This is a genomic window from Streptomyces sp. NPDC001880 (genome assembly GCF_053594575.1).
The window spans coordinates 43725-67115 of the sequence record NZ_JBSFET010000034.1 but is presented as its reverse complement, the minus strand read 5'-3'; the positions used below and the strand labels follow the sequence as shown (position 1 = coordinate 67115).

The window sequence follows — 23391 nt, the reverse complement described above, 5'->3', positions numbered from 1 at the left end:
GCAACCACGGTACGCCCGGCACCCGACGGCTTCGAGGCCGGGGCATGCCTTGTTCGTACATATCGGTGTCCGCCCGGGAACGGGCGGCGCCACGAGGGGGCGTCAACTGTCGATCGGGATCAACCGGCCTGCGGATTCAGTTGACTTGGTGCGGTTGCTGCCGTCCGGTCAGCCGTTGCGCTGCGCGGCGGAGCGGCGGCGCAGCACGATCGTTCCCGCTCCCGCGAGCAGCAGGGCCGCCGCAGCCGATCCGGCAAGAGCGGCGGTCGGGTCGCCGGAGGTGCCGGCCGGTCGCTCACCGGCGGCTACGCCACCGCGCGGTGCGGTGGCCCCCGAACGCTCGACGACGGGCTCTGACTTGGTCCGTGCCGGGGCCGGGCTTTCACCCGCGGCGACACCGCCACGGGGCGTCACCGTCGCCCGCGTTTTCTCCTTGGGCTCGGCGGTGGCGCTGAGGTCCACGCGTACCGGCGCGGACTTCTCCGCGGCCGGCGCCTTGGGCGAGGGCGCGGAGTCGCTGAGGTCCACGCGGGTCGGCGCCTTGGGCGAGGGCGCGGAGTCGGCGAAGGCGGCGGTGGACGGTACGAGCACCGCGCCGGCCGCGACGGCGGCGAGGACTGCGGTGCGCAGGGACAGTCGGTGGGGCATGGACATCGCTCCATTCCAGGTCGGCCTCGATGGTGCCCGGGTGCCGGTTCGCACCCGGACGCGAGGCATGCCGACAGGCTGGCGTGAAGTTATGAAGAAGCTGTCAGAACGTTGTGGTCATCGCATCAGGCCTGGTCCGCGTCGTTCGTGGCCCCGTCGCCCGCCGGTTTCAGCCGGGCTTTCGCCGGACCGGTGGCACCTTGGGGGCCGACCTGGCCCGCCGGGCCCGCAGGCAGCCGGAGTGTGAACACCGAGCCCTGCCCCTCGACGCTGACCGCACTCACCGAGCCTCCGTGCGCCTCCACGAGTTTCCGCACGATCGCAAGCCCCAGCCCGCTGCCCCCGGTGCGGCGGCTGCGCGACTTCTCGGCGCGCCAGAAGCGGTCGAAGACATGCGGCAGGTGCTCCGCCGAGATGCCGCTGCCCGTGTCGGCGACCTCGACCACGACCTCCCCGTTGGCCGCCGCCCCGTCCGCCGGTGCCTCCGCGCCGTACGCGCGCACCGTCACCTGTCCGCCCGACGGGGTGTGACGTACCGCGTTGGAGACCAGGTTGCCGATGGCCTGGCGCAGCCGGACCGGGTCGGCCCGCAACACGGGGGAGGGCGCGTCGTCCGCCGCAGACACCGCCGAGAGTGCCACCCCGGCGGTCTCGGCCCGGGCCTGGTGCGCCGCGGCGACCTGTGCGAGCACGTCCTCGATGCGTACCGGCTGGGGATGCAGACGCAGGGCACCGGCATCCGCCGCGGCGAGATCCTGGAGGTCGTCGATGATGTGCTGCAACTGCACCGCCTCCGTGTGCAGCGAGGCGATGAATGCCGGGTCGGGCTCCGCCAGGCCGTCCTGCGCCGCCTCCAGCCAGCCCCGGATATTGCTCAGCGGGGTGCGCAGCTCGTGGGCGACGTCGCTGACCATGTCCTTGCGCTGCGCCTCCAGACGCGCGCGGTGGTCGGCCATGTCGTTGAAGGCCGCGGCGAGCCGGCCGATCTCGTTGTCGTCGCTGACCAGCACGGGCGCGGAGTCCTCCCCGTCCCGCATCCGCTGTGCCGCGCCCGTCAGGGCGTGCAGCGGCCGTACGAGCCGGGACCCGGCGAGCACCGTGGCTCCGACGGTGAGTGCCAGGACGAGTGCCGCGGTGCCCGCGATCTTCGCGGTGTTCGAGGGGGAGAGGTCGAAACCGGGAACGGTGGTGCCGCCCTCGTCGCCGATGAACAGCAGCGCGGGCGAGGCGACATAGGAGCTGAGCTGTTCCCGGCGGGCCGTGTCCACGCAGGAGGCGGTGGCCCGGTCGTCCTCGCCGGTGCGGAGGCTCGGCGCCGGCGAGGCCAGGGGAATCACGGCGCGGGGCCCGGCGGCGGGCTTCGGCACGGAGACGTCTCCCCAGGACAGGTCCAGATCGAGTTGGACACCCGGCCGGTCCTGGCGTTTCAGACAGGCGTTGGCGAGCTGGTTGAGCGCGTCCAGGGCCTTCTGTTCGGTCGCGGTCGGGGATTCCAGCTCGTCGCTCGTGCACCGGGTGTTCTGTATACGGTCCGGATCATTGCCCACGATCTCCACGCGCGGGCGTCCGCTCGGACCCCTGACCACGTCCGCCGCGATCCCGACCTGGCTCAGGCACGCCGCGCTCCGGTCGGCGGCGCGCTGCAGTGCCGTACGTTCGGCGGCGGGCAGCCGGAACGGACCGACCGCGCGCGGGTCGACGCGGTCGGCCGCGGAACCCGCCCGGTCGGTCGTCCGGGACAGGGCGGTGTCCACGGACAAGGGGTCGACGATTGCCGAGGCCTGGGGTGGCAGCGCGGGCGGTGACGACAGAGCGGCGGAATCGGCGAGGGGGTGGCGCTGCTCGGTGGTGAGAGTGATCCGCCGGCCGGACTGCCGGGCCAGGTCGCGCACGGTGCTCTCGACGCCGTCCCAGGTGGGGTGGCCCGCCGCGTATCCGAGCAGGGTGTTGTAGATCCGGGCGTCGGCGGTGAGGTTCTGGCCCTGCTCCTGCTTGATGGCGCCGGAGGTGGTCTGTACGGCGAGCCAGGCGGTGGCGGCCACCGAACAGGCGGCCACCAGCGCGGATGCCGCCAGCAGACGGCCGAACAGGCTCTTGCGGAGCGGCAGCCGGGTCCCCCGGTGCTCACGACGCAACGGAAGTATTCCTCGCCGGGTCCGTCAGCTTGTAGCCGACACCGAAGACGGTGATCAGCCGGGCCGGCCGGCGAGGCGCGGGTTCGATCTTCTTGCGCAGGTTCATGATGTGCACGTCGACCGTACGGAAGCTGATGTACCGGTCGAAGCCGTGCAACTCCTCCAGGAGCCGCTGCCGGGTGAAGACCCGGTCGGGCTCGGTCGCCATGGCGGCCAGAATCCGGAACTCACCAGGTGTGCAGTCCACGGAGCGGCCCTCGACGGACACCTCGTGCCGGTCCGGATCGACCACCAGCGCCCCGACCCGCAGCGCCTGATCCGCGGCGGGGCCGGCGTCCTGCGCGCTCCGCCGGCTGCGCCGCAGCAGTGTCCGTACGCGCGCCATCAACTCACGCGGGCTGTACGGCTTCGTCATGTAGTCGTCCGCACCGAGATCCAGCCCCAGCAGCAGATCGTCCTCGGTGCTGCGGGCAGTCAGCATCAGCACCGGCAACTCCCGGTGCTCGGCGCGCAGTACGCGTACCACGTCCAGGCCGTCGGCCCGCGGCATCATCACATCGAGCACCAGCAGATCGGGCTCCCGGTGCCGGACCTCGGCGAGCGCCGCGAGGCCGTCGCCGACGACCGTGACCGCGTGACCCTCGTGCTCGAGGTAGCGGCGTACGAGTTCGGCCTGTTTCTCGTCGTCTTCGGCGACCATGACGTTTGCGCACACGCGATCGATCGTAGAGGGTCCGCACGGCTTGTCCGGCGTCCCCGGCCACGACGACCTGTTCGCAGGCTGGAATGTTCTCGGGGTTCAGGAAGGCGTCTATCTGTTTGGACTGCAGACTGCGCTTCGCGGCGGCCACGCCCGCCCCGAAGTCGGAATCCGTCGACTGCGTGTGGGTCCCCACGACATCGGATGCCGCCGGTCCTGCCCCAAGGGCTGACCGAATGGGCAGCGGCTCTTGTCGCGGGGCCGGATGCCTGGTGTTGTGTACCGTCGGCGGCCTGTTCACCCGCAGGCGCGGCCGGGGCTGGAGAAGTGGGGAGAAGTGTGGAGCCGGTGACCGGACGTGATGCGCGGGGCGTACTGCCCGCAGGGCTCGGCGATGCCGTCCGGGCCACCGCCGAGGAGATCGCCGCGGTGCTGCGCGGCGTTGCCGACACCAGTGTTCCGGTGCCCGGTTCGCAGTGGACGGTGGGCGAGGCCGCGGCACATCTGGCACAGGCGGGCGAGCTGATGGCCGAGCTGGCGGAGGGGCAGGAACGCCGCTACGGGGACGGCACGCCACAGAGCCTGGCCGCTGCCAACGAGCGTGCGCTCGCCGAGTTCGACGAGCGGGCAGCCGAGCCGCTGGCCGGGATGATCGTCGCGCACGCGGATGCCTGCCTCACGGCCGTCGAGCGGAGTGCCACGGGTGGCGCCGGAGCCGGGGACGTCGTCACCCCGTTGGGGCCGATGAGCCGGGCCGTGCTGGCCTCGTACCTGCTGACGCACATGCTCGGCCACGGCTACGACCTGGCCCGTGCGCTGCGGCGCCGTCACATGGTCGACCGCGAACGCGTCGAACTGTCGCTGCCGTTCCTGATCAGCGCCATGCCCAGGGTCGCCGATGCCGCCGCCACCGCCCGGCTCACCGCCAGTTACACGATCCGCCTGTGGGGCGGCTCCCGGTTCGGCGTCAGGTTCACCGACGGCGCCGTGACCGTCACTCCTCGACCGCCGGACCGCCCCGACTGCACCGTCCTCATCGAACCGGTCACCTTCTTCCTGATGGCGCTCGGCCGCACCGACCCCTATGGCGCCATCGCCCGGGGCCGGGTGTTCGCCTGGGGCCGCAAACCCTGGCTCGCTACCCGGTTCCCCAGGCTGTTCAAGGCGCCCTGAGCCCTGCACCGGGTACCCGTGGCGCCGACGGGACTCGCCGTGATGACCTGGACCGACTGTCAGGATCAACAGGGCGTGGCGGCCGGTGAGGACTCCGGATGCGGTCGAATCCGCTCAGAGGCGGTGAGAGGCCGATTCCGGCGGATGAATGGCCGATCCGCATCGGGCCCAAGCGATCACCATCGCGATGTCCGGGGGACATCGCGACGTCTGACGCTAACGTTGCTCCGCACGGTGACAGTGACGGTGCCGGGGAGGGCGCGCCGCGCGGAACACCGGGAACGAGGAGTGCGCGACATGCTGGATCCCACTTCGGTGGCGGCGATTTCGGCGGTGCTTGGTGCGGTCGGCTCGGGGATGGCCAACGAGGCCGGCAGATGGGCCTGGGAGTCCACCGGCGCGGCCGTGCGCAGAATCACCGGCCGTGAGGTCCCCGCCCCCGTGGCCCCGCAGGAGCGGGACGACGTGGCGCGCATGGTCCATGAACGGCTCCGCTCCGATCCGCAACTCGCCTCCTCCTGGACCGCGTTCGCCGCACGGGTGCGCCGCGCCCCTGCCCCGGGCCGGGCCGTGCGGTCTGACCTTCCCGCCTCCATAAGGTTCTTCACGGATCGCAAGGAGGCGATGAAGCAGCTCCAGAGAGAGGCGACCCGCCGCCCGGACGGCCGGCCCCGGCTCGCGCTGGTGCACGGCCCGGACGGGATGGGCTCCAGCACGCTCGCCGTGCACTTCGGAGCACAGCCGACCCGCCTCTTCCCGGACGGGCAGATCTACGCCGACCTCGGAGGTGGAAGCGGCGGTGGCGGGCGCGACATCGGCACCGTACTGCGGGCGCTGCTGCGTCAACTGCGGGTCCCGGACGAGGAGATGCCGTCCGGGACCGACGAGCTCGGCGAGTTCTACCGCCACTGTGTGGCGGACCGCAGGCTCCTGGTCGTGCTCGACCACGCGTACTCCGCCACGCAGGTGCGGCCGTTCCTCACCTCGGCCCCCGGGGTGTTCACGATCCTGGTCGCCCGAGCCCCCTTCCCCGGCATCGATGCCCTGCGGGTGCCCGTCGGGCCGCTCTCGGACAAGGACGCGGAGCAGCTGCTCACCGCCATCACCGACAAGTCCACGGTTGCCGCCGCCCGCGCCACGCTGCCCTCGCTGCTCCAGCGCTGCGGAGGGTCGCCGTACGCCCTGCGCGCCGCGGCGTACCAGCTCTCCGCCCCCACCCTTCCGCCACGCCGTACCGAGGCGGAAGGCGACCCGGTACGCGGGGCGGCCGAGGACAACTACCGGCTCCTGACGCCGGAATCCGCCAGGCTGTACCGGCTGATGGCGCTGCGCGCCTGGCCCGCCTTCGACGCCGCCGCTGCCGCACGCACCACCGGCCAGGAACTCGAAGCCACTGCGGAACTCCTGGAGGATCTCGCCGACCGGATGCTTCTGGAACGCGGCGGAACCGGCAACGGCCGCTACCACTACCGCCTCGGGGTCCGCGCACACGCCGAGGCGGCAGCGGTCCGGGAGGACGGAATCGCGGCGTGCTCGGCCGCTCTCACCCGCACCCTGAGCGCCTATGCCGATCTGGCAGCATCGGCCGCCCACCAGGCGCTTCCGGAGAGCTGGCGGGTCCCCGCGCCCGCCGAGGACCGTGCCGGGCAGCGATACGAGGACCGGGGCGCAGCCCTCGACGCGCTGCTCGCGGAGGCGGGCAATCTGGTCGAGGCGGTGCGCTGCGCCGAGGAGTCCGGCGACCCGGACACTGCGGTACGCCTGTGCCGTGCCCTGTGGCCGCTCCAGCTCAAGGCGGGCCACCACGAGATGCTGCTGCCGGCCCTCCGCATCGGGGCACGCCTCGCCGACACCCATCGCCCCCTGACCCCCGACGCCGGTGCACTGCATGCCCAACTCGCCCACACCCTCACCGAGCTGAAACGCTGGGAGGAGGCCGAGACAGCGGCACGGGCGGCGGCGCGGGCCGAGGAGTCGGCCGGCCACAAGCGGGGCCACGCCTCGGCCGTCGAGCTCCTGGGGCTGCTGAGGCTGCGCCAGTGGCGTAACCCGGAGGCGTACGAGTGCTTCGAGGAGGCGGGCGGCATCCTGGACACCATGGGCGAAGGGGACGAGGGCACCGCCGACCTGCCGCGCGCCAGGGCCCTGCTGGAGCGTCATCGAGGACGGGCGCTGCGCGGTCCCGGGCGCCGGGAGGAGGCCCGGGAGAGGCTGGAGACCGCGCTGTTGTATTTCCGGTCGAGCGGCGATACGTACAACACGGCCCGGACGCTCACGGATCTGGCCGAGAGCCGGCTGGACGAGGAGAACACCGAAGCGGCACTGCCGCTGATCGAGGCGGCGATCACGACGCTCGACGGTCAGAGCGCGCAGTATCAGCTGCTGTACCTGCGGCACATGCGAGAGGCCTGCCTCACGGGATGAACCCGTGTCCCGCTCGGACCGCCTCCTCCTCCGGCGCCAGGGGAACAATCCGCACGCGGTGGAGCCGGTCACCTGTCCGCACGGCGAGACCGTCGGCCACCGCCCGTGCGAGCCGCCGTTCGACCGCGCCCGGTTCGTGACCGCCCGAGGCCAGCCAGGCGTGCAAGGCGGAGGCGTACACGGCAGGGTCCGCGACGGACACGCTCTCCGCATCGGTGGCAGGCATCGCCACCATGCGGAGCGGTGCCTGGCCGCGGACCCGGACCACGCACGCGGACGGGCCGGTCACACGGGCGGCCAGGGAACAGCCCCGGTGGCGGCGGAGTACCTCGGCGGTCCAGAACGACGGGGAGCCGAAGCGCGGATCGTCGGGTGCGCCGTCGCGGAAGACGACATCGGCCAGATCCAACTGGTCCACGTCGCGGGTGTCCTCGTGGACGGCGATGTGCAGTTCGCCGTCGGGAACCGATCCGGCCTTCGGCCCCGCACCGGCCCAGCGGCTGACCGCGATCTCCCCCGGCCCGAGCACCCGTGTCAGGACCCGCAACGGGACGGTGGCCCCTCCGGGTTCGTAACCGGGCAGCGGGAGCGGCTCCAGTGATGCCGGCCGGCCGGGCTCCGGCACACCCATCATCGAGTAGAAGAGCCTGCGGAGCCGGGCCGCGGACTCGCCCGGCACGGACGTGGTGAACTCGGCGGGGCCGGGCAACGGCCGGTGACGGGCGACGAGTTCCTCGATCTGCGGCAACAGGGAGGTGCCGGGGTCCAGCCGTGGGGCAGCCCGCATGAACGCGGAGATCGGCGCGTCGGGGTCGAGCGCGTGGAGCGGCACGGCCCCCAGGATCACGGGGGTGCCGAGGGCGGCCGCGTAGAAGGTGACGGATCCGTGGTCCCCGATCACGGCATCGGCGGCCAGCAGGGCCTGCCGCCACCCGCCCAGCGGATCGATCAGAGTCATCCCGCCGCGCCGCGCGCGATCGAGCCAGGCGCGGATCTGACCGGGGCCGTGCCCGTGCCAGATGTTGGGGTGCAGTACGGCCGCGAACCGGTATTCGTCCACGGGGAACTCGTCGGCGACGCGGTGCAGCAGAGCGGCGACGACATCGTTCCCGTCCGGCGTCTCCCCGCAGTCACCGAAGAGCGACTCTGGGTTCCAGGTCGAGTTGAGCAGGACGAGCCGCTGTCCCGGCCGGACCCCCAGCGCACGGCGGAAGCGTTCGCGCCAGGGCCGCGCGGCAAGGATCCGGTCGTAGCAGGGATCCCCGGCGAGTACGGCGGTCGGCGCAGCCTCCGGGCAGGCCGCGCGCAGCCGTTCGTACTGCTCGGGATGGGAGAGCACGAGTGCGTCCGCGACGGGAGTGCCCCGGGGCGACAGCAGCCACTGAGGCGCGAGCCCGAACACGGGCGCAGGCCCCGATCCCGATCCGGTATCCGGTATCCGGTATCCGGTATCCGGTGTTGCCAGCCTTTTAGTGTACCCAACACCGTGCGAGAGGATGGCCAACTTTCCGGAAAATGCGTCGAGTTGGCCGCCGAAGCTGGCGGAGACGACCAGGTCCACCTCCGTCTCCACCGCCTGCTCCCACGGCAGCACCGGTACCCCCGTGTCGGCCAGCAACTCGGCGGTGCCGGCCGCGAACGCCGATGAGCCGGTACAGGTCGCGAGCAGCTGGACCCGCAGATCGTCGTGGAACAGGGGCAGCACATCGAGCAGCCGGGTCGCGGCGGTCACATTGTGCACGACGACCAGTACCCGCAGGCATTTCCCCCGCGTCGCCCACCGCGCCGCGTCGTCCCCGACCGGTACCCGAACCCACCCGGCCCGCCCGAACCCCATCCGCACGCCCCTCATTCGCCCGGGGCCCGCCCGTGGACCCCGTGCCGCCCGCGCGAGCGGCCCCGACAGTCAACCAGCACGAGGCCGCACCGGCCACCGAGGGGCGAGGGGCGTACTCCGACTCGCTCTCCGGCCATAGGTTTCGCCACACCCAGGTAGGTTTGGGCCAGAGCTTGATCACTTTCGCGTTCGGAGGTCTCCATGAGTGAGCAGCAGTCGGCCGTCACCCCTCCTGCCAGGTCGGTGTCGGAACGGATCGACACCACGAGGCCTCATTCCGCCAGGTTCTGGAACTACTTCGTGGGCGGCAAGGACAACTACGAGGTCGACCGCGAGATCGGTGACCAGATCAAGGCGTTCTTCCCGGGGCTCGTCGACGTGGCGGTGGCGGGTCGGCAGTTCCTGCGGCGTTCGGTGAGCCACCTGGTGGAGGACCGGGGGGTCCGGCAGTTCCTGGACATCGGGACGGGCCTGCCCACGGCGGACAACACCCACCAGGTGGCCCAGGGCATCGCGTCCGATGCGCGCATCGTGTACGTGGACAACGACCCGCTCGTGCTCACGCATGCCCGTGCGCTGCTGACCAGCTCACCCGAGGGCGTCACCGACTACATCGACGCCGACCTCTACGACCCGGACGCCATCCTGGCCGAGGCGGCGAAGACGCTCGACTTCGACCGGCCGGTGGCGCTGATGCTGCTCGGCATCCTCGGTCACGCGGGCGACTTCTCGAAGGCCCGTGAGGTGGTGGGCCGTCTGATGGCCGGGCTGCCGGCCGGCAGCTACCTCGTGGTGTACGACGGAACGCGGACCAGCGAGGGCATGATCGCCGCGGAGAAGGCATACATCGAGAGCGGCGCGGTGCCGTACTACGTGCGTGAGCCCGACGAGATCGTCACGCTCTTCGACGGGCTGCGGATCCTCGACCCCGGCTTCGTCCGGCTCAGCGAATGGCGGCCCGACGCCGACAGCGCGACGGTGTCCGCGGACGTCGACGCCTTCGGGGGCATCGGCGTCAAGGAGTGACGTCTCCCGGGGCCTGACTCCCGTATCCGGCCGCCGGCCGCTGATGTCCGCGCGGCCGGCCGGAAGGAACGCCTTCCAGGCGCCGTTCCTGCCGGCCGGTGCGTACCGGCGAGTGGAAGTCGTAGATGTGATGGGCGTCATGGTGTTGCGGCAGACGCCGCAGTCGGCCGTGGAGATGTACCACTCCTTGCCCGTGTTGATGGGGCGGCGCGGGCGAGGTGCGGCGCATCCTCGCCCTTTGGTCAGCCATGCTCGGAAAACGGGCTCGTGAGATCGAAACAGTGGCAAGAATTGTCGCTAACCGCGCCGAAAGAATCACTGAATTTCCATATAGTGAAGCCGCGTTGATCAGCCGACCACCGCAACGAGCGAAGCCTTCGTCACAGGAGATTCCGTACGATGAAGACGCCCGCATCCGCGGTGCCCGAGCGACCGTCCATGTCCCCGCCGCCCGTGGCCGGCGGCTGCCCGGCGGGCAGCGGTGGGGCCGCCGTACCGCTGAGCGGCCCCGGGTTCCACACCGAACCCCAGGTCGTCTACCGCGCCATGCGGAGCGAACACGGCCCCGTCGTACCCGTCGAACTGCCCGGTGGGGTTCCCGCATGGCTGGTCATCGGGTACCGCGAACTCCACCAGGTCACCAGCGACGGCGAGTTGTTCCCCCGGGATGTCGGGCTGTGGAACCAGTGGGGGAACATCCCGGAGGACTGGCCGCTGTTACCCATGGTCGGCCGCCCGGCGCCTTCCATCTACTTCACCGCAGGAGCCGAGCACCGGCGCCACGCCGCGATGGTCGGGCAGGCCCTGGAGGAGGTCGAACACTTCGAACTCCGCAGGAACTGTGAGGAGTTGGCGGACCGATTGGTCGACGGGTTCTGCGACCGCGGCACGGCTGACCTGATCGCCGACTTCGCCGTGCCGCTGCCGGTGCTCGTCCTCGCCCGGCTGCTCGGATTCCCCGACGCCGACGGGCCGCGGATCGCCGAGGTGCTCAGGGACCTGGCCGACGGCGGACCGGACGCACAGGAGGCCCATCTGCGCTTCGGTGAGCACATGCAGCGGCTGCTGGCGGCCCGCCGGGCCGCGCCCGGAAACGACGTGACCTCACACATGCTGGCGTACGCCGGGGAGTTCACCGACGAGGAGTATGTACTCGACCTGATGGCCATCACGGCCGCGGGGCACCTCACCACGGCCGACTGGATCGGCAGCTCGCTCCGGCTGATGCTCACCGACCACCAGTTCGCCGTCGCGCTCTCCGGAGGCCGGCACAGCGTTGCCGAAGCCATGAACGAGGTGCTCTGGGAGGAGGGGCCCACGCAGATCCTCGCCGGTCGCTGGGCGGCCCGCGACACCCGGCTGGGGGACCGGAACATCCGTGCCGGGGACATGCTGCTGCTGGGCCTGGGGGCCGCCAACGCCGACCCGCACATCCGGCAGCACCTCTCGGCCTCGCCGGGGCCGTCCGGTCAGAGTGGCAACAGCGCGCATCTGGCGTTCAGCCACGGCGAATACCGCTGCCCCTTCCCCGCTCAGGAGATCGCCGAAATCATCGCCCGCACCGGGATCGAAGTGTTGCTCGACCGGCTGCCCGACCTTGAACTGTCGGTTCTTGCAACCGAGTTGGTCCGTAGGCAGTCCGCATTCCTGCGGGGGACGACCGCGCTGCCCGTTCGGTTCGCCCCCGTACGTCCGACAGGAGGCCCGTCTTGAACTGCCCGCACGCCGCAGCCCGGGAGGCCGCTTCGAGTGGCGCGGCCATCGTCATCGACCCGCTGGTCCAGGATCTGGACGGCGAGACGGAACGGCTGCGTGAGGCCGGTCCGCTCGCCCGGATCGAACTGCTCGGCGTTCCGGCCCTGACCGTCACCCGGCACGCCCTCGCCCGTCAACTGCTCGTCGATTCCCGCCTGGTGAAGGACCTCGACGCCTGGGGTCCCTGGCAGCGCGGCGAGGTCACCCACGAGTGGCCACTGATCGGCATGATCGATGCGGGACGCTCCATGTTCACCGTCGACGGTGCCGAGCACCGGCGACTGCGTACCAAGATCTCCCAGGCGCTCACACCGCGCCGGCTGGAGGAAATGCGCCCGGACATCGAGAAGTTCACCGAGGAACTGCTCGACGCCCTCGCCGAACAGGGCGCAAGGAGCGAGAACGGTGTGGTCGATCTCAAGTCCGTCTTCGCCCAGCCGTTGCCGATGCGGGTCGTCGGCATGCTGATGGGGGTGGACGAGGCCGAGCACCCCATGCTGATGAAGAGGTACAAGGCGTTCTTCTCCATGCTCACCCCGCAGGAGGAACGCCGCGCGCTGCTCGCCGAGTTGGATGTCTTCTACGCCGCTCTCGTACGGGAGAAGGCCGCGCGTCCGGCCGACGATCTCACCAGCGCGCTCATCCTCGCCGAGGAGGGCGGCGAGCCGCTCACCGAGGAAGAAGTGGTGGGCAACCTCAAGGCGATGGTGGCCGCCGGGCACGAGACCACGATCGGGCTGATCCTGAACGCCGTGCGTGCCCTGCTCACCCATCCCGACCAGCTGCGCAAGGTGCTCGACGGCGAGATCCCGTGGGAGACGGCGATCGAGGAGACCCTGCGCTGGGACACCCCCACCACCCATCTGCTGATGCGGTTCGCCACGGAGGACATCCAGGTCGGCGACGACGTGATCGCGAAGGGCGAAGGAGTGGTGATCTCCTATCGCGCCATCGGCCGTGACGTCGAGCAGCACGGAGCGGACGCCGACGACTTCGACATCACCCGGCCGACCCCGATCCGCCACATGACCTTCGGTCACGGCCCCCACATCTGCCCCGGTGCGGCCCTCTCCCGCGTCGAGGCCGCGATCGCCCTGCCCGCACTGTTCGGGCGCTTCCCCGGGCTGCGGGCGGCCGTCGCGGACGAAGAGGTCCGCAAGCTCCCGGTGATGACGCAGAACGACATGGAGGCCTTCCCGGTCCTGCTGCACGGCTGAGAGCCGGCGAGCAGTCGGGCACGGTCGTCCGTGGGATACGCGCTGCGGGCGGGTGCTCCGGCTGCCGCGCCGGTACGCCCGGAAGCCGGTGGACTCCGCCGGTCGTGCCACCGCCCCGGTCAACACCGGCTTCGGGGCGGCCCGCTCTGCGCGACGACCGCTCCCGACCCGCGCCGGAGCGTCGGCGGCATGCCCTACGGTCCGCGGCGCCCGGCAGGCCCGTCACCCCAGCGCGTCCGCCAGCGCGCTGTCCGCCGCCGCGCGCGACTCCTGCCACAGCGTGGTCATCGGCTCCCATACGTGGACTCCCGCGGGCATGCCCACCGTGGCCCCGCTGAAGGTGACGCCCAGGTGGGAGGGGTCCGCCGCCACGGACAGGCTGTCGACGACATGACCCTCGGCTGCCGCGGGGTCCGCGGTGCGCACGGCGGCATACGCCCGCTCGCCGCCGGCCAGTGCGTAGGGTCCGCTCCCGGTGGGCGGCACGGCCTCGGCGGAGCCGTCCAGGCCCCTGAAGGTGATGGTGGGGATCCGGTCCACCACGCAGTCCCGGCCACCGGTGTTGGTGACGCTGATCCGGGCGACGTTCCGCTGTCCGCCGGGTTCGGCGTGTACTTCGAGGGCCTTCTCCTGGCAGGTTCCGAGGCGGCTCGCGGTGCCGGCGGGCGCGGCGCCGGCCGTGGCCGGGGCAACGGTGCCGGCCAGGGCCAGGGCGGCCGTGACGGAGAGTGCGGGGGTGGTTGCGGAGCGGAGGCGCATGGTGTTTCTCCCGTTGGATCGACAGCCTGCGTGCGGCCGGAAAGGCCCGTCGGTCCGTGCGGCCGACATGGACAGTGTGAACCGTATGACCTGATCTCCGCGACAGATCGGACATATCGTTTCGGTGTACGCGGCGCCGGGGCGGGCCACCCGGTGCTCGTCGAGCCGCCCCGCCCCGTGCGCCGTCACCGCGTCCGGACGGTGGCCAGCACGTCCCGGTCCGGCTGGAGTGTCAGCGAAGGCACCGGGCCGATGACGCCCGGGTCCACGTCCAGCTCGAAGCGGCGTGCCAGCACGGCCAGGATCAGCACCGCCTCGACCATCGCGAACCGGGTGCCCAGGCAGACCCTGGGGCCGCCGCCGAACGGGAACCAGGCGTACTCGGCGATGTCGTCGCCCTCCTCAGGATCCCAGCGCTCGGGGCGGAACTCCTCCGGCTCGGGGAACCACCGCGCGTCGCGCTGCGTCACCCACTGGCTGGTCCACACCCGGGTGCCCTCCGGCATCGGAACACCTCCGATGTGCGCACCCTCCTTCGCGACACCGGTGACCAGCCAGATCGTCGGGTAGAGGCGCAGGGTCTCCTTCACCACGGACTGGGTGTACGTCAATCGTGCGTAGTCGTCGAACTCCGGTTCCCGGTCGCCGAGCACCCGGTCCAGCTCCTCGGTGAGCGCGGCGCGCACCCGCGGATTGCGGGAGAGCAGGTACCAGGCCCACACCAGCGTGGAGCTGGTCGTCTCGTGGCCGCCGATGTACAGCGTGACCGTCTCGTCGCGTATCTCCCGGTCGGTGAGGTGCGCACCGGTCTCGTCGACCGCCGTCAACAGCCGGCTCAGCAGATCGGGCCGCTCGTCCCCGCCGTCGCGGTGACGGGCGACGACCCGGCCCACCTCCGCGTCGATGACCGCCGCGGCCTTCTTGATCCTGGCCCGTCCTGGAGTCGGCACCCAGTCCGGCAGCAACGCGCCGATGCCGGCGAACTCCTTGCCGATCTCCTGCTGCGCCACATCCATTGCGCGGCCCATCGCCTCGGCGTCGGCCGCCGTGTCGACGCCGAAGATGGTGCGTACCGCGATCCGCTGTGTCAGCGCCGCCATCTCCCGCTTGACGTCGATGCGTTCACCGTCCGACCAGGTGTCCGCCAGCTCCACCGTGCTGTGCGTCATCGTCGCCGCGTACGACCGCACCTGCTTGGGCCGTACGGAGGGCTGCACCAGCGACCGCTTCCGCCGCCAGTCCGTGCCCCGGGCGACGACCACACCGTTGCCCATCACGGTCCGGAAGGCGATGCCCAGGGCCGGCTGGTCGAAGGAGCGCTCCGTCTCGGTGAGCAGATCGCCGATGCAGTCCGGATCGGCTATGTACACACAGGAGTTGGGGCCGAATCGCCAGCCCACCATGTCTCCGTGGGAGCGCAGCCGCTCGAAGAAGGCGAGGGGATTCCTTGCGAACTGCGGCAGGTTTCCCAGGAACGGCAGCCCCTTCGGGCCCGGCACGATCCTGTGGCTCCGCAGCTCGGCATCGACGGCCGGGCCGGTCTCCGTGGACATGAGAGTCTCCGCTCCTTGTGGCGCACCGACTCGGTGCGCGGCGACCTGACTTCAGTGGTACCCGCCGTGGAACATGCCATCGGCCTTGTGCGGTACGTGAGTTGTCGAGAGTAGTCGCGCGGTGCCGCCCTCGGGGGGCGGGCGGCAGCGGTGGCGCAGAAGAGACGGTCCGTCACCGCCGGGCGGGCGCGGGGTCCGGGCCCGCCCGGCGGTGCGATCCCGCGGTGTGCCGGGCCCGGTCGGGCCCGTGCTGGGTCAGGCGCCCGGCGGGACCCGGGACGGGCGGCCGCTGCCGCGGGTGAGGGAATAGCCGAGGAGTGCCGCGAGCGCCCCCAGGACCCCGCCGCCGATCGTCCACAGCCAGCGGTCGGTCCACCAGCCCGAGTCCCAGCCGTCCTCGGGCTCGCTGCCGAGCGAGACCTTGGACGAGGTGTCGTCGCCACCGTCCGCCGAGCCGTCCGAGACCTGCTCGACGGAGGACACGCCGGGGACCAGCGGCTCGGCGAGCGTGCCGTCGACATCGCCGGCGCCGCCCTTGTCGGCCGCCGTGATCTCGACCTCGGTCCGTACCGGGAGGCCGAGGTCGGCCGAGGGCAGATCGACGACCGTCAGGCGTACGTAGTAGCTGCCCGGCAGCGGGTCGTTGGCCCACGGCTCGGACCAGGCGCGGACGGTCCGCAGCACACAGGTCAGCTCGACCGCCGGGGCGTCGGCCGCGGCCTTGCCGGTCTGGCGGCCGTACATGCAGGCCTGACGGCGCCGCAGCCCGTCGTACACATCGACCTGCCAGGTCGACGCGCCGTGCCGGGCGGCGCTCTCGGGCAGGATGACCTTCGCCTTGACGGTGGCCCGCTGACCGGCGTCGGCGGGGAACACCCAGTACAGGTAGTCGCCCGTGGACGCCTCGGCGGTGGCGCGCTGGTTCTGCTGGACGGCCGTCGCCGTACGGAAGGTGGTGCCGGCCTCGGTGGGGCCCGACCCGCCCTCGGAGGCGCTCGGGCTCGCCGACGGGTCGTCGGCCGCCGCGGTGCCCGCCGAGGTCAGCAGGGCGAGCCCGGCGAGCAGCGCACCCGCGAACGCACGTGTCGTACGCATCATCAGTTCGTCCTCCAGACAGCGACGCGCCAGCGCGAGATCCAGCCGAAGAGCAGGCCCGCGACGAGTCCGGTGAGGACCAGCACGCCCAGCAGCCACCAGCCGCGGCCGAGACCGAACGCGGCGGGATCCGCGGCGTCGTCCGGAGCGTCCACCAGGTCCACGGTCAGCTCGACCGGCATGCCGGGCGAGGTCTTCACCGAAGCGGGGGCCGAGAAGGAGTTGGCGACCTGGAGGCACACGGTCTCGGCGGCCGGCTTGTCATCGCTGTCCGTGCCGTCCACCTCCGCCTTCGGGTAGCGCAGGCCGGAGGAGATCGCGTCCGTACGGCCGGTGCCCGACTCCGAGCCCCGCACGATCTCCCGGCCGTGCACGGTCAGCGCGCGCAGCAGCACGCCGTAGTCGTCGTTCACGGCGCGGTCGGCGAAGACGCTGACCGACGCGCGCAGTTCCTGGCCGGGCAGCACATCGACCCGGTACCAGCGGTGCTCGCCGAACTTCTCGCGGTCGGTGTAGAGGCCGGGCTTGAGCTGCGGTGCCGAGGAGCAGCTGTCGGCGCCCTCGGTCGCCACGGGGGTGACCACGGGCTCGGCGGCCCGGTCGACCAACTGCTTGACCCGGCCGGAGAGTTCATCGGTGTGCTGGACCGCGGTGTACGTTCCGCCGGTGGCCTCGGCGATACAGGTCAGCTGTTCACGGATCTTCGCGTTGGGCACCAGGCCCAGGGTGTCGATGACGAGGTGGATGCCGCGGGCCGCGATGTCACGTGCGACCTCGCACGGGTCGAGCGGGCCGCAGGTGTCCTCACCGTCACTGATCAGTACGATCCGGCGGGTGGAGTCACCGCCCTTGAGGTCGTCGGCGGCGCCCAGCAGGGCCGGGCCGATCGGGGTCCAGCCGGTGGGGGCCAGGGTGGCGACCGCGGTCTTCGCCTCGGTGCGGTCCAGCGGGCCGACCGGGTAGAGCTGCTTGGTGTCCTTGCAGCCGACCTTGCGGTCGTCGCCCGGGTAGTCGGCGCCGAGGGTCCGGATACCGAGCTCCACCTGCTCGGGCACCGCGTCCAGAACCTCGTTGAACGCCTGCTTGGCGGCTGTCATCCGGGACTGGCCGTCGATGTCACGGGTTCGCATGGAGCCGCTGACGTCGAGCACCAGCTCGACCTTGGGGGAGGATTCGGCGGGGGCTTCGTCGGCGGCGGCGGGGAGTGCCGAACCGAGCCCGGCGGTCAGAGTGGCGAGCAGGATGCCCACCCCGACCGTCAGCCTTTTTCTTATGATCATCGCCGGATAGTAGTGAAGATCGCTTCGCTTGCCCAAACCGGTCCGGGGACGGCCGCGGGACCGTCAGAAACCGCTGAGCAGTGGGCCCGAGGCCCGGTTCAGCACCGAACCGATACGTTCCCAGGTAGCCAAGTCCCTTTCCATAGGCGGAAGTTGTGTGTCATCGCCGATTCTCCATCCGGCGGCGGTCGCGACCGGGTCGGTGCCGGTGGCCGCCGCCGCGGCCAGTGCGGCGGCGCCGATCGCGACCGGTTCGCCGACGCCGGGCACGATCACTGGACGGCCGGAGAGCCGTCGTACCGTCTGCACCCAGGTCCGCCCCTGCGCGCCGCCGCCGATCAGACGCAACGGCCGGGCGGCCACCTCGGTGTCGGCCGGGTCCAGGCCGCAGGCCCGCAGCAGTTCGTCGAGGGCGCGCAGTACGGTGACGACGGCGCCCTCGTAGGCCGCGCCGAGGAGTTGTTGCGGCGTGCTGTCGTGCCGGAGCCCGGTGAGCAGGCCGGAGGCGGTGGGCAGATCGGGGGTGCGCTCGCCGTCCAGGTAGGGCAGGAGCACCGCTTCGCCGCCGGGGGACGTGTCGTCGCGGCCGAGACCGAGCAGTTCGGCGATCTTGTCCACGGCGAGCGTGCAGTTGAGGGTGCAGGCCAGCGGGAGATACGTACCGTCCGCCGCGGCGAAGCCGGAGAGCGCCGGTGAGGCGGGCCGGGTCCGGGAGGCGGCGAAGACCGTGCCCGAGGTGCCGAGGCTGAGTACGGGGTGGTCGAGGAGCCCGGCGCCGCCCAGTCCGAGGCCGACGGCGGCGCTCATGTTGTCCCCGGTGCCGGCGGCAACGGCGGTCGTGGTGGGCAGCCCGAGCGCCTCGGCCGCATCGGCGGTCAGTGAGCCGACGCGGGTCGCGCCGGTGCGGGCCACCTCGGGCAGCAACACGGCGTCCAGGCCGAGGAGTTCGAGGAGTTCGGGGTCGTAGGCGCCGGTCGCGGTGGAGTACCAGCCGGTGCCGGAGGCGTCGCCGGGGTCGGTGGCGGCGGTGCCCGCGAGCCGTTCGGTGAGAAAGTCGTGGGGCAGGCGCACGGCGGCGGTCGCGGCGGCACTGTCAGGTTCGTTCTCCCGCAGCCACCGCCACTTCGCCGCGGTGACGGCGGCCACCGGCACCGATCCGGTCCGCGCGGTCCAGGCGTCCGGTCCGCCGAGCGCCTCGGTGAGCGCTGCGGCCTGCGGGGCGGAGCGGGTGTCGTTCCACAGCATCGCGGGGCGCACCGGGCGGCCCGACCGGTCGAGGGCGACCAGCCCGTGCTGCTGCCCGGCGACCGCGATGCCGGTCACGGCCGAAGGGGTGGCTCCGGATTCCGCGAGTCCGGTGGCCACGGCCCCGCGCAGGGCCTGCCACCACCCCTCCGGGTCGCTCTCGCGGGCCCCCGCCGTACCGCTGACGACATGTGGGGCGCGGCCGACGGCGAGCAGCCGGCCGCTCTCGGCGTCGACGAAGGCCGCCTTGGTGGACTGGGTGGAACTGTCCACACCGATGACGACGGTACGCGGCGGCATGGGGCCCTCATTCCTGTACTGCTTGCGGTGCGGGATTTAATCGTGCGCGAAACAAATTACGTCACCGAGGGCCCGCCCGACAGTGGCCCGTGGTGAGGGGTTACGAACCGGGAGCGGTCCGTGCATCATTAGTCATGGAACTGAACAAATAAGGCCCGGATACCTCGACCGGCCCTGGGCCCGACGGCACCGAAGGCGGCCAGAAGATGACGGAACGCTTCACGCCCACCCCCGACGACCGGTTCACCTTCGGACTCTGGACGGTGGGCTGGCAGGGGCGCGACCCGTTCGGCGACGCGACCCGCGCGCCGATCGACCCGGCCGAATCCGTGCGGCGTCTCGCGGAGCTCGGCGCGTACGGTGTGACATTCCATGACGACGACCTGATCCCGTTCGGTTCGACGGACACCGAGCGCGAAGGGATCGTGAAGCGTTTCCGGCAGGCGCTGGACGCGGCCGGGCTGGTCGTCCCCATGGCGACGACGAACCTCTTCACCCACCCGGTGTTCAAGGACGGCGCGTTCACCGCCAACGACCGCGACGTCCGCCGCTACGCGCTGCGCAAGACCCTCCGCAACATCGACCTCGCCGTCGAGCTGGGCGCCACCACCTATGTGGCCTGGGGCGGCCGCGAGGGCTCCGAGTCCGGCGCCGCCAAGGACATCAGGGTCGCCCTCGACCGTATGAAGGAAGCCTTCGACCTGCTCGGCGACCATGTCACCGAGCAGGGCTACGACCTGAGGTTCGCCATCGAGCCCAAGCCGAACGAGCCGCGCGGCGACATCCTGCTGCCGACCATCGGTCACGCCCTCGCCTTCATCGAGCGCCTGGAGCGCCCGGAGCTGGTCGGCGTCAACCCGGAGACCGGGCACGAGCAGATGGCCGGGCTGAACTTCCCGCACGGCATCGCGCAGGCGCTGTGGGCGGGCAAGCTCTTCCACATCGACCTGAACGGCCAGTCGGGCATCAAGTACGACCAGGACCTGCGCTTCGGCGTGGGCGATCTGCGTCAGGCGTTCTGGCTCGTCGACCTGTTGGAGACGGGCGGCTACGCGGGCCCGCGCCACTTCGACTTCAAGCCGCCGCGCACCGAGGACCTCGACGGCGTCTGGACGTCGGCCGCGGGCTGCATGCGCAACTACCTGATTCTCAAGGAGCGCGCCGCCGCGTTCCGTGCCGATCCCGCCGTGCGGGAGGCCCTGCGCGCGTCCCGGCTCGACGAACTGGCCCGCCCCACCGCCGAGGACGGCCTGGCCGGGCTGCTGGCCGACCGGTCCGCGTTCGAGGAGTTCGACGTGGACGCGGCCGCGGAACGGGGGATGGCGTTCGAGGCCCTGGACCAGCTGGCGATGGACCACCTGCTCGGGGTCCGCTGAGCCGGGGCGCGGCCCTGTCGTCGAACTGCCGTCGTCGCCCGGGGGCAGCCGTGCGGCAAACGGCAGTTGGACGACAGCCCTCGGCGTGGGCGCGGGACGCGGCGGCCGGACACCCGGCCGCCGCTGTCCGTTCAGCCGGCTCCGCCGGTCGTGTGGCCCGCGTACGCCACCGGGTCGGCCAGCACCTCCGTCAGCACCAGTGCCGCGGCGCCCCGTGCCGCGTCGCCCGCGACGGACGAGGAACGCAGCCGACCGCTGCCCGGGGACCAGAGCCCCGACACCACACGGCCGGTCAGCTCCTCGTCGGCGGGCGGCGAAAGCCACGGCATCAGGTTCCGGTAGATCCCACCGAGCACCACCGCGTCCGGGTCGAGCAGATTCACCGCCCCGGACAGCACCCGCCCCAGCATCCGGCCGGCCTCCGCGACCGCGGCCACCGCCCTCTCGTCCCCCGCGCGGGCACGCCGCTCCAGTTCGGCCACCCCGGCTCCGCCGCCCGGCTCCCCGACCCCGGCGGCCCGCAGGAGCGCCGTCTGACCCGCGTACTGCTCCAGACAGCCGTGTGAGCCGCACCGGCACTGCGGTCCCTCGGCGTCCACCACCACATGCCCGATCTCCCCGGCGAAGCCATGCGCCCCGCGCAGCAGTTCACCGCCGACGACCAGGGCGCCGCCGACACCGATCTCGCCCGTCAGATAGAGGAAGCTGCGGATCGCGTCGAGTCCGCCGAACCACAGCTCGGCCAACGCCGCCAGATTGGCCTCGTTCTCCGATCGCACCGGCAGCGCCGCGCCGCCGGGACGCGCGGCGGCGAGCGCGGCGGCGAAGAGCTCATCGGCCGGAACCCGGTTCCAGCCCAGGTTGGGCGCCTGGCGCACCGTACCGCCGGAGACCAGTCCGGGCAGCGCGAGCGTCACTCCCACCGGGAACAACTCCTGCTCACGTGCCGAGTCCAGAGTGCGCGCGGCGAACCCGGCCGCCCGCTCCAGGACCTCGGCCGGTGGCGCGCCACGATGGTCGAGGTGCTCGGTCAGCCGCACCCGTCCGGTGCCCGCCAGGTCGACGACGCACACCGAGACGTAGTCGACGTTGACCTCCACACCGAGCCCGGCGGGCCCGGTGCGCGCCACCTTGAGCGCCGTCCCGGGGCGGCCCGCCTGCCCGCTGAAGGTCTTGCCGGACTCGGTGAGAAATCCGATGCCGAGCAACTGCTCGACGAGCGAGGACACCGCGGCCCGGGTCAGACCCACCCGTGCGGCGACCGTGGCCCTGGTCGCCCCGCCCTCGGCCTCGTCGCGGACGGCCCGCAGCACCAGGCTGAGGTTGCTCCGGCGCACGGTGTCCTTGTCGGCCTTGGGCCCCAGCGGTGTGACGTTGCTCTTCATGTCGGAGCCGAGCCTATGCGATCCCCTGCGCGACCCGGCGCGCCGGAACCTCCGGCCGCGCGGGTACCGGGACCGGCCGGAGGACGGCCCGTTCGAGGGGGCGGCTACCCGCCGCGAACGGACCGTCGGGGAGAGCGGGCCCGCGCCACTCAGGCCTTCGCGCCGCGCTCCTTCAGCATGTCCGCCATGAGAGCGATCTCCGACTGCTGGCCCCGCACCATGCCCGCCGCCAGGTTCCGGATCGCATCCGTGCCGGCGGAGTCGGCCGCGGCCTGAGCCATCTCGGCGCCGGCCTGATGGTGCGAGGTCATCAGCTTCAGGAACAGCACCTCGGCGTCCTTGCCCTTCGCCGCCCGCAGCCTGTCGAGTTCGGTGTCGGTCGCCATGCCGGGCATCAGCGAACCGTCGCCCCTCGGTGTGAAGGCGTGACCCATCCACTCCATGGGCGGAGCGGAGGAGGACTTCGCCCGGCCCCACATCTCCAGCCAGCCGAGCATCATGCCGCGCTGGTTGGCCTGTGTGTTGATGATGTCGTACGCGAGCCGGCGCACCGCCTCGTCGGACGTGCGGTCCCGGACGATGAACGACATCTCGACCGCCTGCTGATGGTGGATCGACATGTCACGGGCGAACCCGACATCGACCGAGGTGTCCGAGGGAGCCGCCGAGGCGGGGGCGGAACCCGCGGACGAGGACGGCCGTACGAGCGTGAGCACGACCAGGCCCAGCGCAACCAGCAGCACCACACCGCCGGCCAGCACCATGGGACGCGAGGAGCGGACCGCGGACCTCACTGGGCGACCCCACCCGTGCACGCCGCGCCCGGCTCCGGGGTCTGCGGGCCCTGCACGTACTTGGTGAAGAACTGCTCGACGCGCGCGTCGGCGGCGCCGGTCACCGTCACCTGCTTGCCCCAGGCACTGAGCATGAGCGGGGCGGCCTGGTCCTCGACCGGGCTCATCAGCGAGTAGGGCGTCGACTCGACCCGTTCACGGAGCTTCTCGATGTCGGCCGGCTTCGCCTTGCCCGTGTACGTGACCCAGACCGCGCCGTGCTCCAGGGAATGGACGGCGTTCTCCTTCGGTATCGCCTTGGTGTAGACGTCGGCGTTGCAGTTCATCCAGACCGGGTTGTGATCCCCGCCGACCGGCGGGTTCATCGGGTAGTCGACCTTCTTCCCGACATGGTCCTGGGTGAGCTTGTCCCAGGTCCGCTCGCCCTTCACCGGCGAGGACTTGGCCTCGACCTCGGCCTTTTCCTCGTCGTCGGCAGCGGACATCAGATAGCCGCCGCCCGCGACGAGGGCGGCGACCACGGCGACGGCAGCGGTGATGGTGATGATGCGGCTGCGCCGCTCACGGGCCCGCTCCTTGCGGCGGTTCTCCTCCAGCTTGGCGCGGCGTGCGGAGGCAGAGGTGTTCTGCTGTTCGGCGGATGCCATGGAGAGTCCTTCGGTTCAACAGAAGTGATGGAGTCGAGGGCA

Annotated in this window: 18 protein-coding genes and 1 pseudogene; 6 read left to right on the top strand and 13 right to left on the bottom strand. The window is 71.7% G+C overall.

The features are described 5' to 3' along the window. Positions 1-168: 168 nt before the first annotated feature. From ACWCQ6_RS20065 to ACWCQ6_RS20050, 4 genes and pseudogenes are all read right to left on the bottom strand, one after another. Entirely contained in the window at positions 169-648 is a 480-nt protein-coding gene (locus tag ACWCQ6_RS20065; protein WP_451090932.1) for a hypothetical protein, read from the bottom strand. Positions 649-773: 125 nt separating this feature from the next. Beyond that, positions 774-2792: a sensor histidine kinase gene (locus tag ACWCQ6_RS20060; protein WP_451090942.1), complete on the bottom strand. Its 2019-nt coding sequence runs from the start codon at positions 2790-2792 to the stop codon at positions 774-776. After that, positions 2773-3483: a response regulator transcription factor gene (locus ACWCQ6_RS20055; protein WP_451090940.1), complete on the bottom strand. Its 711-nt coding sequence runs from the start codon at positions 3481-3483 to the stop codon at positions 2773-2775. Before ACWCQ6_RS20055 ends, ACWCQ6_RS20060 begins: the two co-directional genes overlap by 20 nt. Before the next feature lie 52 nt (positions 3484-3535). Next, positions 3536-3688: pseudogene (locus ACWCQ6_RS20050) on the bottom strand (sphingomyelin phosphodiesterase); the annotation flags it as partial. A gap of 143 nt (positions 3689-3831) precedes the next feature. On the opposite strand from ACWCQ6_RS20050, the gene ACWCQ6_RS20045 reads away from it, so the two are divergent. Together ACWCQ6_RS20045 and ACWCQ6_RS20040 are read left to right on the top strand one after the other, a co-directional pair. Continuing rightward, complete coding sequence (locus ACWCQ6_RS20045) at positions 3832-4656, top strand: maleylpyruvate isomerase family mycothiol-dependent enzyme (protein ID WP_451090930.1); 825 nt, start codon at positions 3832-3834, stop codon at positions 4654-4656. Between the two features lie 297 nt (positions 4657-4953). Next, positions 4954-7080: a tetratricopeptide repeat protein gene (locus ACWCQ6_RS20040; protein WP_451090928.1), complete on the top strand. Its 2127-nt coding sequence runs from the start codon at positions 4954-4956 to the stop codon at positions 7078-7080. Here the strand turns inward: ACWCQ6_RS20040 and ACWCQ6_RS20035 are convergent. Then, positions 7070-8917 carry a hypothetical protein gene (locus tag ACWCQ6_RS20035; RefSeq protein ID WP_451090926.1) on the bottom strand — a complete coding sequence of 616 codons (1848 nt, stop codon included), beginning with the start codon at positions 8915-8917 and terminating at the stop codon, positions 7070-7072. The two genes, ACWCQ6_RS20040 and ACWCQ6_RS20035, sit on opposite strands and share 11 nt — an antisense overlap. Before the next feature lie 201 nt (positions 8918-9118). Between ACWCQ6_RS20035 and ACWCQ6_RS20030 the strand changes: the two genes are divergently transcribed. The 3 genes from ACWCQ6_RS20030 (at position 9119) to ACWCQ6_RS20020 (ending at position 12915) form a co-directional block, all read left to right on the top strand. Beyond that, the gene (locus ACWCQ6_RS20030; protein ID WP_451090924.1) at positions 9119-9943 is read left to right on the top strand and encodes an SAM-dependent methyltransferase; all 825 of its coding nucleotides are present in this window, start codon (positions 9119-9121) and stop codon (positions 9941-9943) included. Between the two features lie 399 nt (positions 9944-10342). Then, positions 10343-11656, top strand: coding sequence for a cytochrome P450 (locus tag ACWCQ6_RS20025; protein WP_451090922.1), 1314 nt, complete (start codon positions 10343-10345; stop codon positions 11654-11656). Beyond that, the gene (locus ACWCQ6_RS20020; RefSeq protein WP_451090920.1) at positions 11653-12915 is read left to right on the top strand and encodes a cytochrome P450 family protein; all 1263 of its coding nucleotides are present in this window, start codon (positions 11653-11655) and stop codon (positions 12913-12915) included. The genes ACWCQ6_RS20025 and ACWCQ6_RS20020 overlap by 4 nt, the downstream gene beginning before the upstream one ends. 222 nt (positions 12916-13137) lie before the next feature. Here ACWCQ6_RS20020 and ACWCQ6_RS20015 read toward each other — a convergent pair whose 3' ends face one another. The 5 genes from ACWCQ6_RS20015 to xylB form a co-directional block, all read right to left on the bottom strand. Beyond that, entirely contained in the window at positions 13138-13674 is a 537-nt protein-coding gene (locus ACWCQ6_RS20015) for a DUF4232 domain-containing protein (RefSeq protein ID WP_451090918.1), read from the bottom strand. Between the two features lie 185 nt (positions 13675-13859). Continuing rightward, positions 13860-15227, bottom strand: coding sequence for a cytochrome P450 (locus ACWCQ6_RS20010; RefSeq protein ID WP_451090916.1), 1368 nt, complete (start codon positions 15225-15227; stop codon positions 13860-13862). A gap of 255 nt (positions 15228-15482) precedes the next feature. After that, positions 15483-16322: a hypothetical protein gene (locus ACWCQ6_RS20005; protein ID WP_451090938.1), complete on the bottom strand. Its 840-nt coding sequence runs from the start codon at positions 16320-16322 to the stop codon at positions 15483-15485. Between the two features lie 2 nt (positions 16323-16324). After that, positions 16325-17602 (bottom strand): VWA domain-containing protein, encoded by a 1278-nt coding sequence (locus ACWCQ6_RS20000; RefSeq protein WP_451090914.1) that lies wholly within the window; start codon positions 17600-17602, stop codon positions 16325-16327. 63 nt (positions 17603-17665) lie between these two features. Continuing rightward, positions 17666-19147 carry a xylulokinase gene (gene xylB, locus ACWCQ6_RS19995; protein WP_451090912.1) on the bottom strand — a complete coding sequence of 494 codons (1482 nt, stop codon included), beginning with the start codon at positions 19145-19147 and terminating at the stop codon, positions 17666-17668. Between the two features lie 206 nt (positions 19148-19353). On the opposite strand from xylB, the gene xylA reads away from it, so the two are divergent. After that, positions 19354-20523 carry a xylose isomerase gene (gene xylA / locus ACWCQ6_RS19990; RefSeq protein ID WP_451090909.1) on the top strand — a complete coding sequence of 390 codons (1170 nt, stop codon included), beginning with the start codon at positions 19354-19356 and terminating at the stop codon, positions 20521-20523. Between the two features lie 131 nt (positions 20524-20654). Here xylA and ACWCQ6_RS19985 read toward each other — a convergent pair whose 3' ends face one another. From ACWCQ6_RS19985 to ACWCQ6_RS19975, 3 genes are all read right to left on the bottom strand, one after another. After that, the gene (locus ACWCQ6_RS19985; RefSeq protein WP_451090907.1) at positions 20655-21908 is read right to left on the bottom strand and encodes an ROK family protein; all 1254 of its coding nucleotides are present in this window, start codon (positions 21906-21908) and stop codon (positions 20655-20657) included. A gap of 149 nt (positions 21909-22057) precedes the next feature. Then, on the bottom strand, positions 22058-22672 hold the full coding sequence (locus tag ACWCQ6_RS19980; RefSeq protein WP_451090936.1) for a DUF305 domain-containing protein: 615 nt from the start codon (positions 22670-22672) through the stop codon (positions 22058-22060). 26 nt (positions 22673-22698) lie between these two features. Beyond that, entirely contained in the window at positions 22699-23349 is a 651-nt protein-coding gene (locus tag ACWCQ6_RS19975) for a DUF3105 domain-containing protein (protein WP_451090905.1), read from the bottom strand. Between the last annotated feature and the right edge of the window lie 42 nt (positions 23350-23391).

Coding starts and splice junctions, on each gene's coding strand:
- ACWCQ6_RS19985 (WP_451090907.1), bottom strand. CDS start 21,908: ATGAAGAGCAACGTCACACCGCTGGGGCCCAAGGCCGACAAGGACACC.
- ACWCQ6_RS20030 (WP_451090924.1), top strand. CDS start 9,119: ATGAGTGAGCAGCAGTCGGCCGTCACCCCTCCTGCCAGGTCGGTGTCG.
- xylB (WP_451090912.1), bottom strand. CDS start 19,147: ATGCCGCCGCGTACCGTCGTCATCGGTGTGGACAGTTCCACCCAGTCC.
- ACWCQ6_RS19975 (WP_451090905.1), bottom strand. CDS start 23,349: ATGGCATCCGCCGAACAGCAGAACACCTCTGCCTCCGCACGCCGCGCC.
- ACWCQ6_RS20035 (WP_451090926.1), bottom strand. CDS start 8,917: ATGGGGTTCGGGCGGGCCGGGTGGGTTCGGGTACCGGTCGGGGACGAC.
- ACWCQ6_RS20040 (WP_451090928.1), top strand. CDS start 4,954: ATGCTGGATCCCACTTCGGTGGCGGCGATTTCGGCGGTGCTTGGTGCG.
- ACWCQ6_RS19980 (WP_451090936.1), bottom strand. CDS start 22,672: ATGGTGCTGGCCGGCGGTGTGGTGCTGCTGGTTGCGCTGGGCCTGGTC.
- ACWCQ6_RS20005 (WP_451090938.1), bottom strand. CDS start 16,322: ATGCGTACGACACGTGCGTTCGCGGGTGCGCTGCTCGCCGGGCTCGCC.
- ACWCQ6_RS20055 (WP_451090940.1), bottom strand. CDS start 3,483: ATGGTCGCCGAAGACGACGAGAAACAGGCCGAACTCGTACGCCGCTAC.
- ACWCQ6_RS20065 (WP_451090932.1), bottom strand. CDS start 648: ATGCCCCACCGACTGTCCCTGCGCACCGCAGTCCTCGCCGCCGTCGCG.
- ACWCQ6_RS20025 (WP_451090922.1), top strand. CDS start 10,343: ATGAAGACGCCCGCATCCGCGGTGCCCGAGCGACCGTCCATGTCCCCG.
- ACWCQ6_RS20015 (WP_451090918.1), bottom strand. CDS start 13,674: ATGCGCCTCCGCTCCGCAACCACCCCCGCACTCTCCGTCACGGCCGCC.
- ACWCQ6_RS20010 (WP_451090916.1), bottom strand. CDS start 15,227: ATGTCCACGGAGACCGGCCCGGCCGTCGATGCCGAGCTGCGGAGCCAC.
- xylA (WP_451090909.1), top strand. CDS start 19,354: ATGACGGAACGCTTCACGCCCACCCCCGACGACCGGTTCACCTTCGGA.
- ACWCQ6_RS20000 (WP_451090914.1), bottom strand. CDS start 17,602: ATGATCATAAGAAAAAGGCTGACGGTCGGGGTGGGCATCCTGCTCGCC.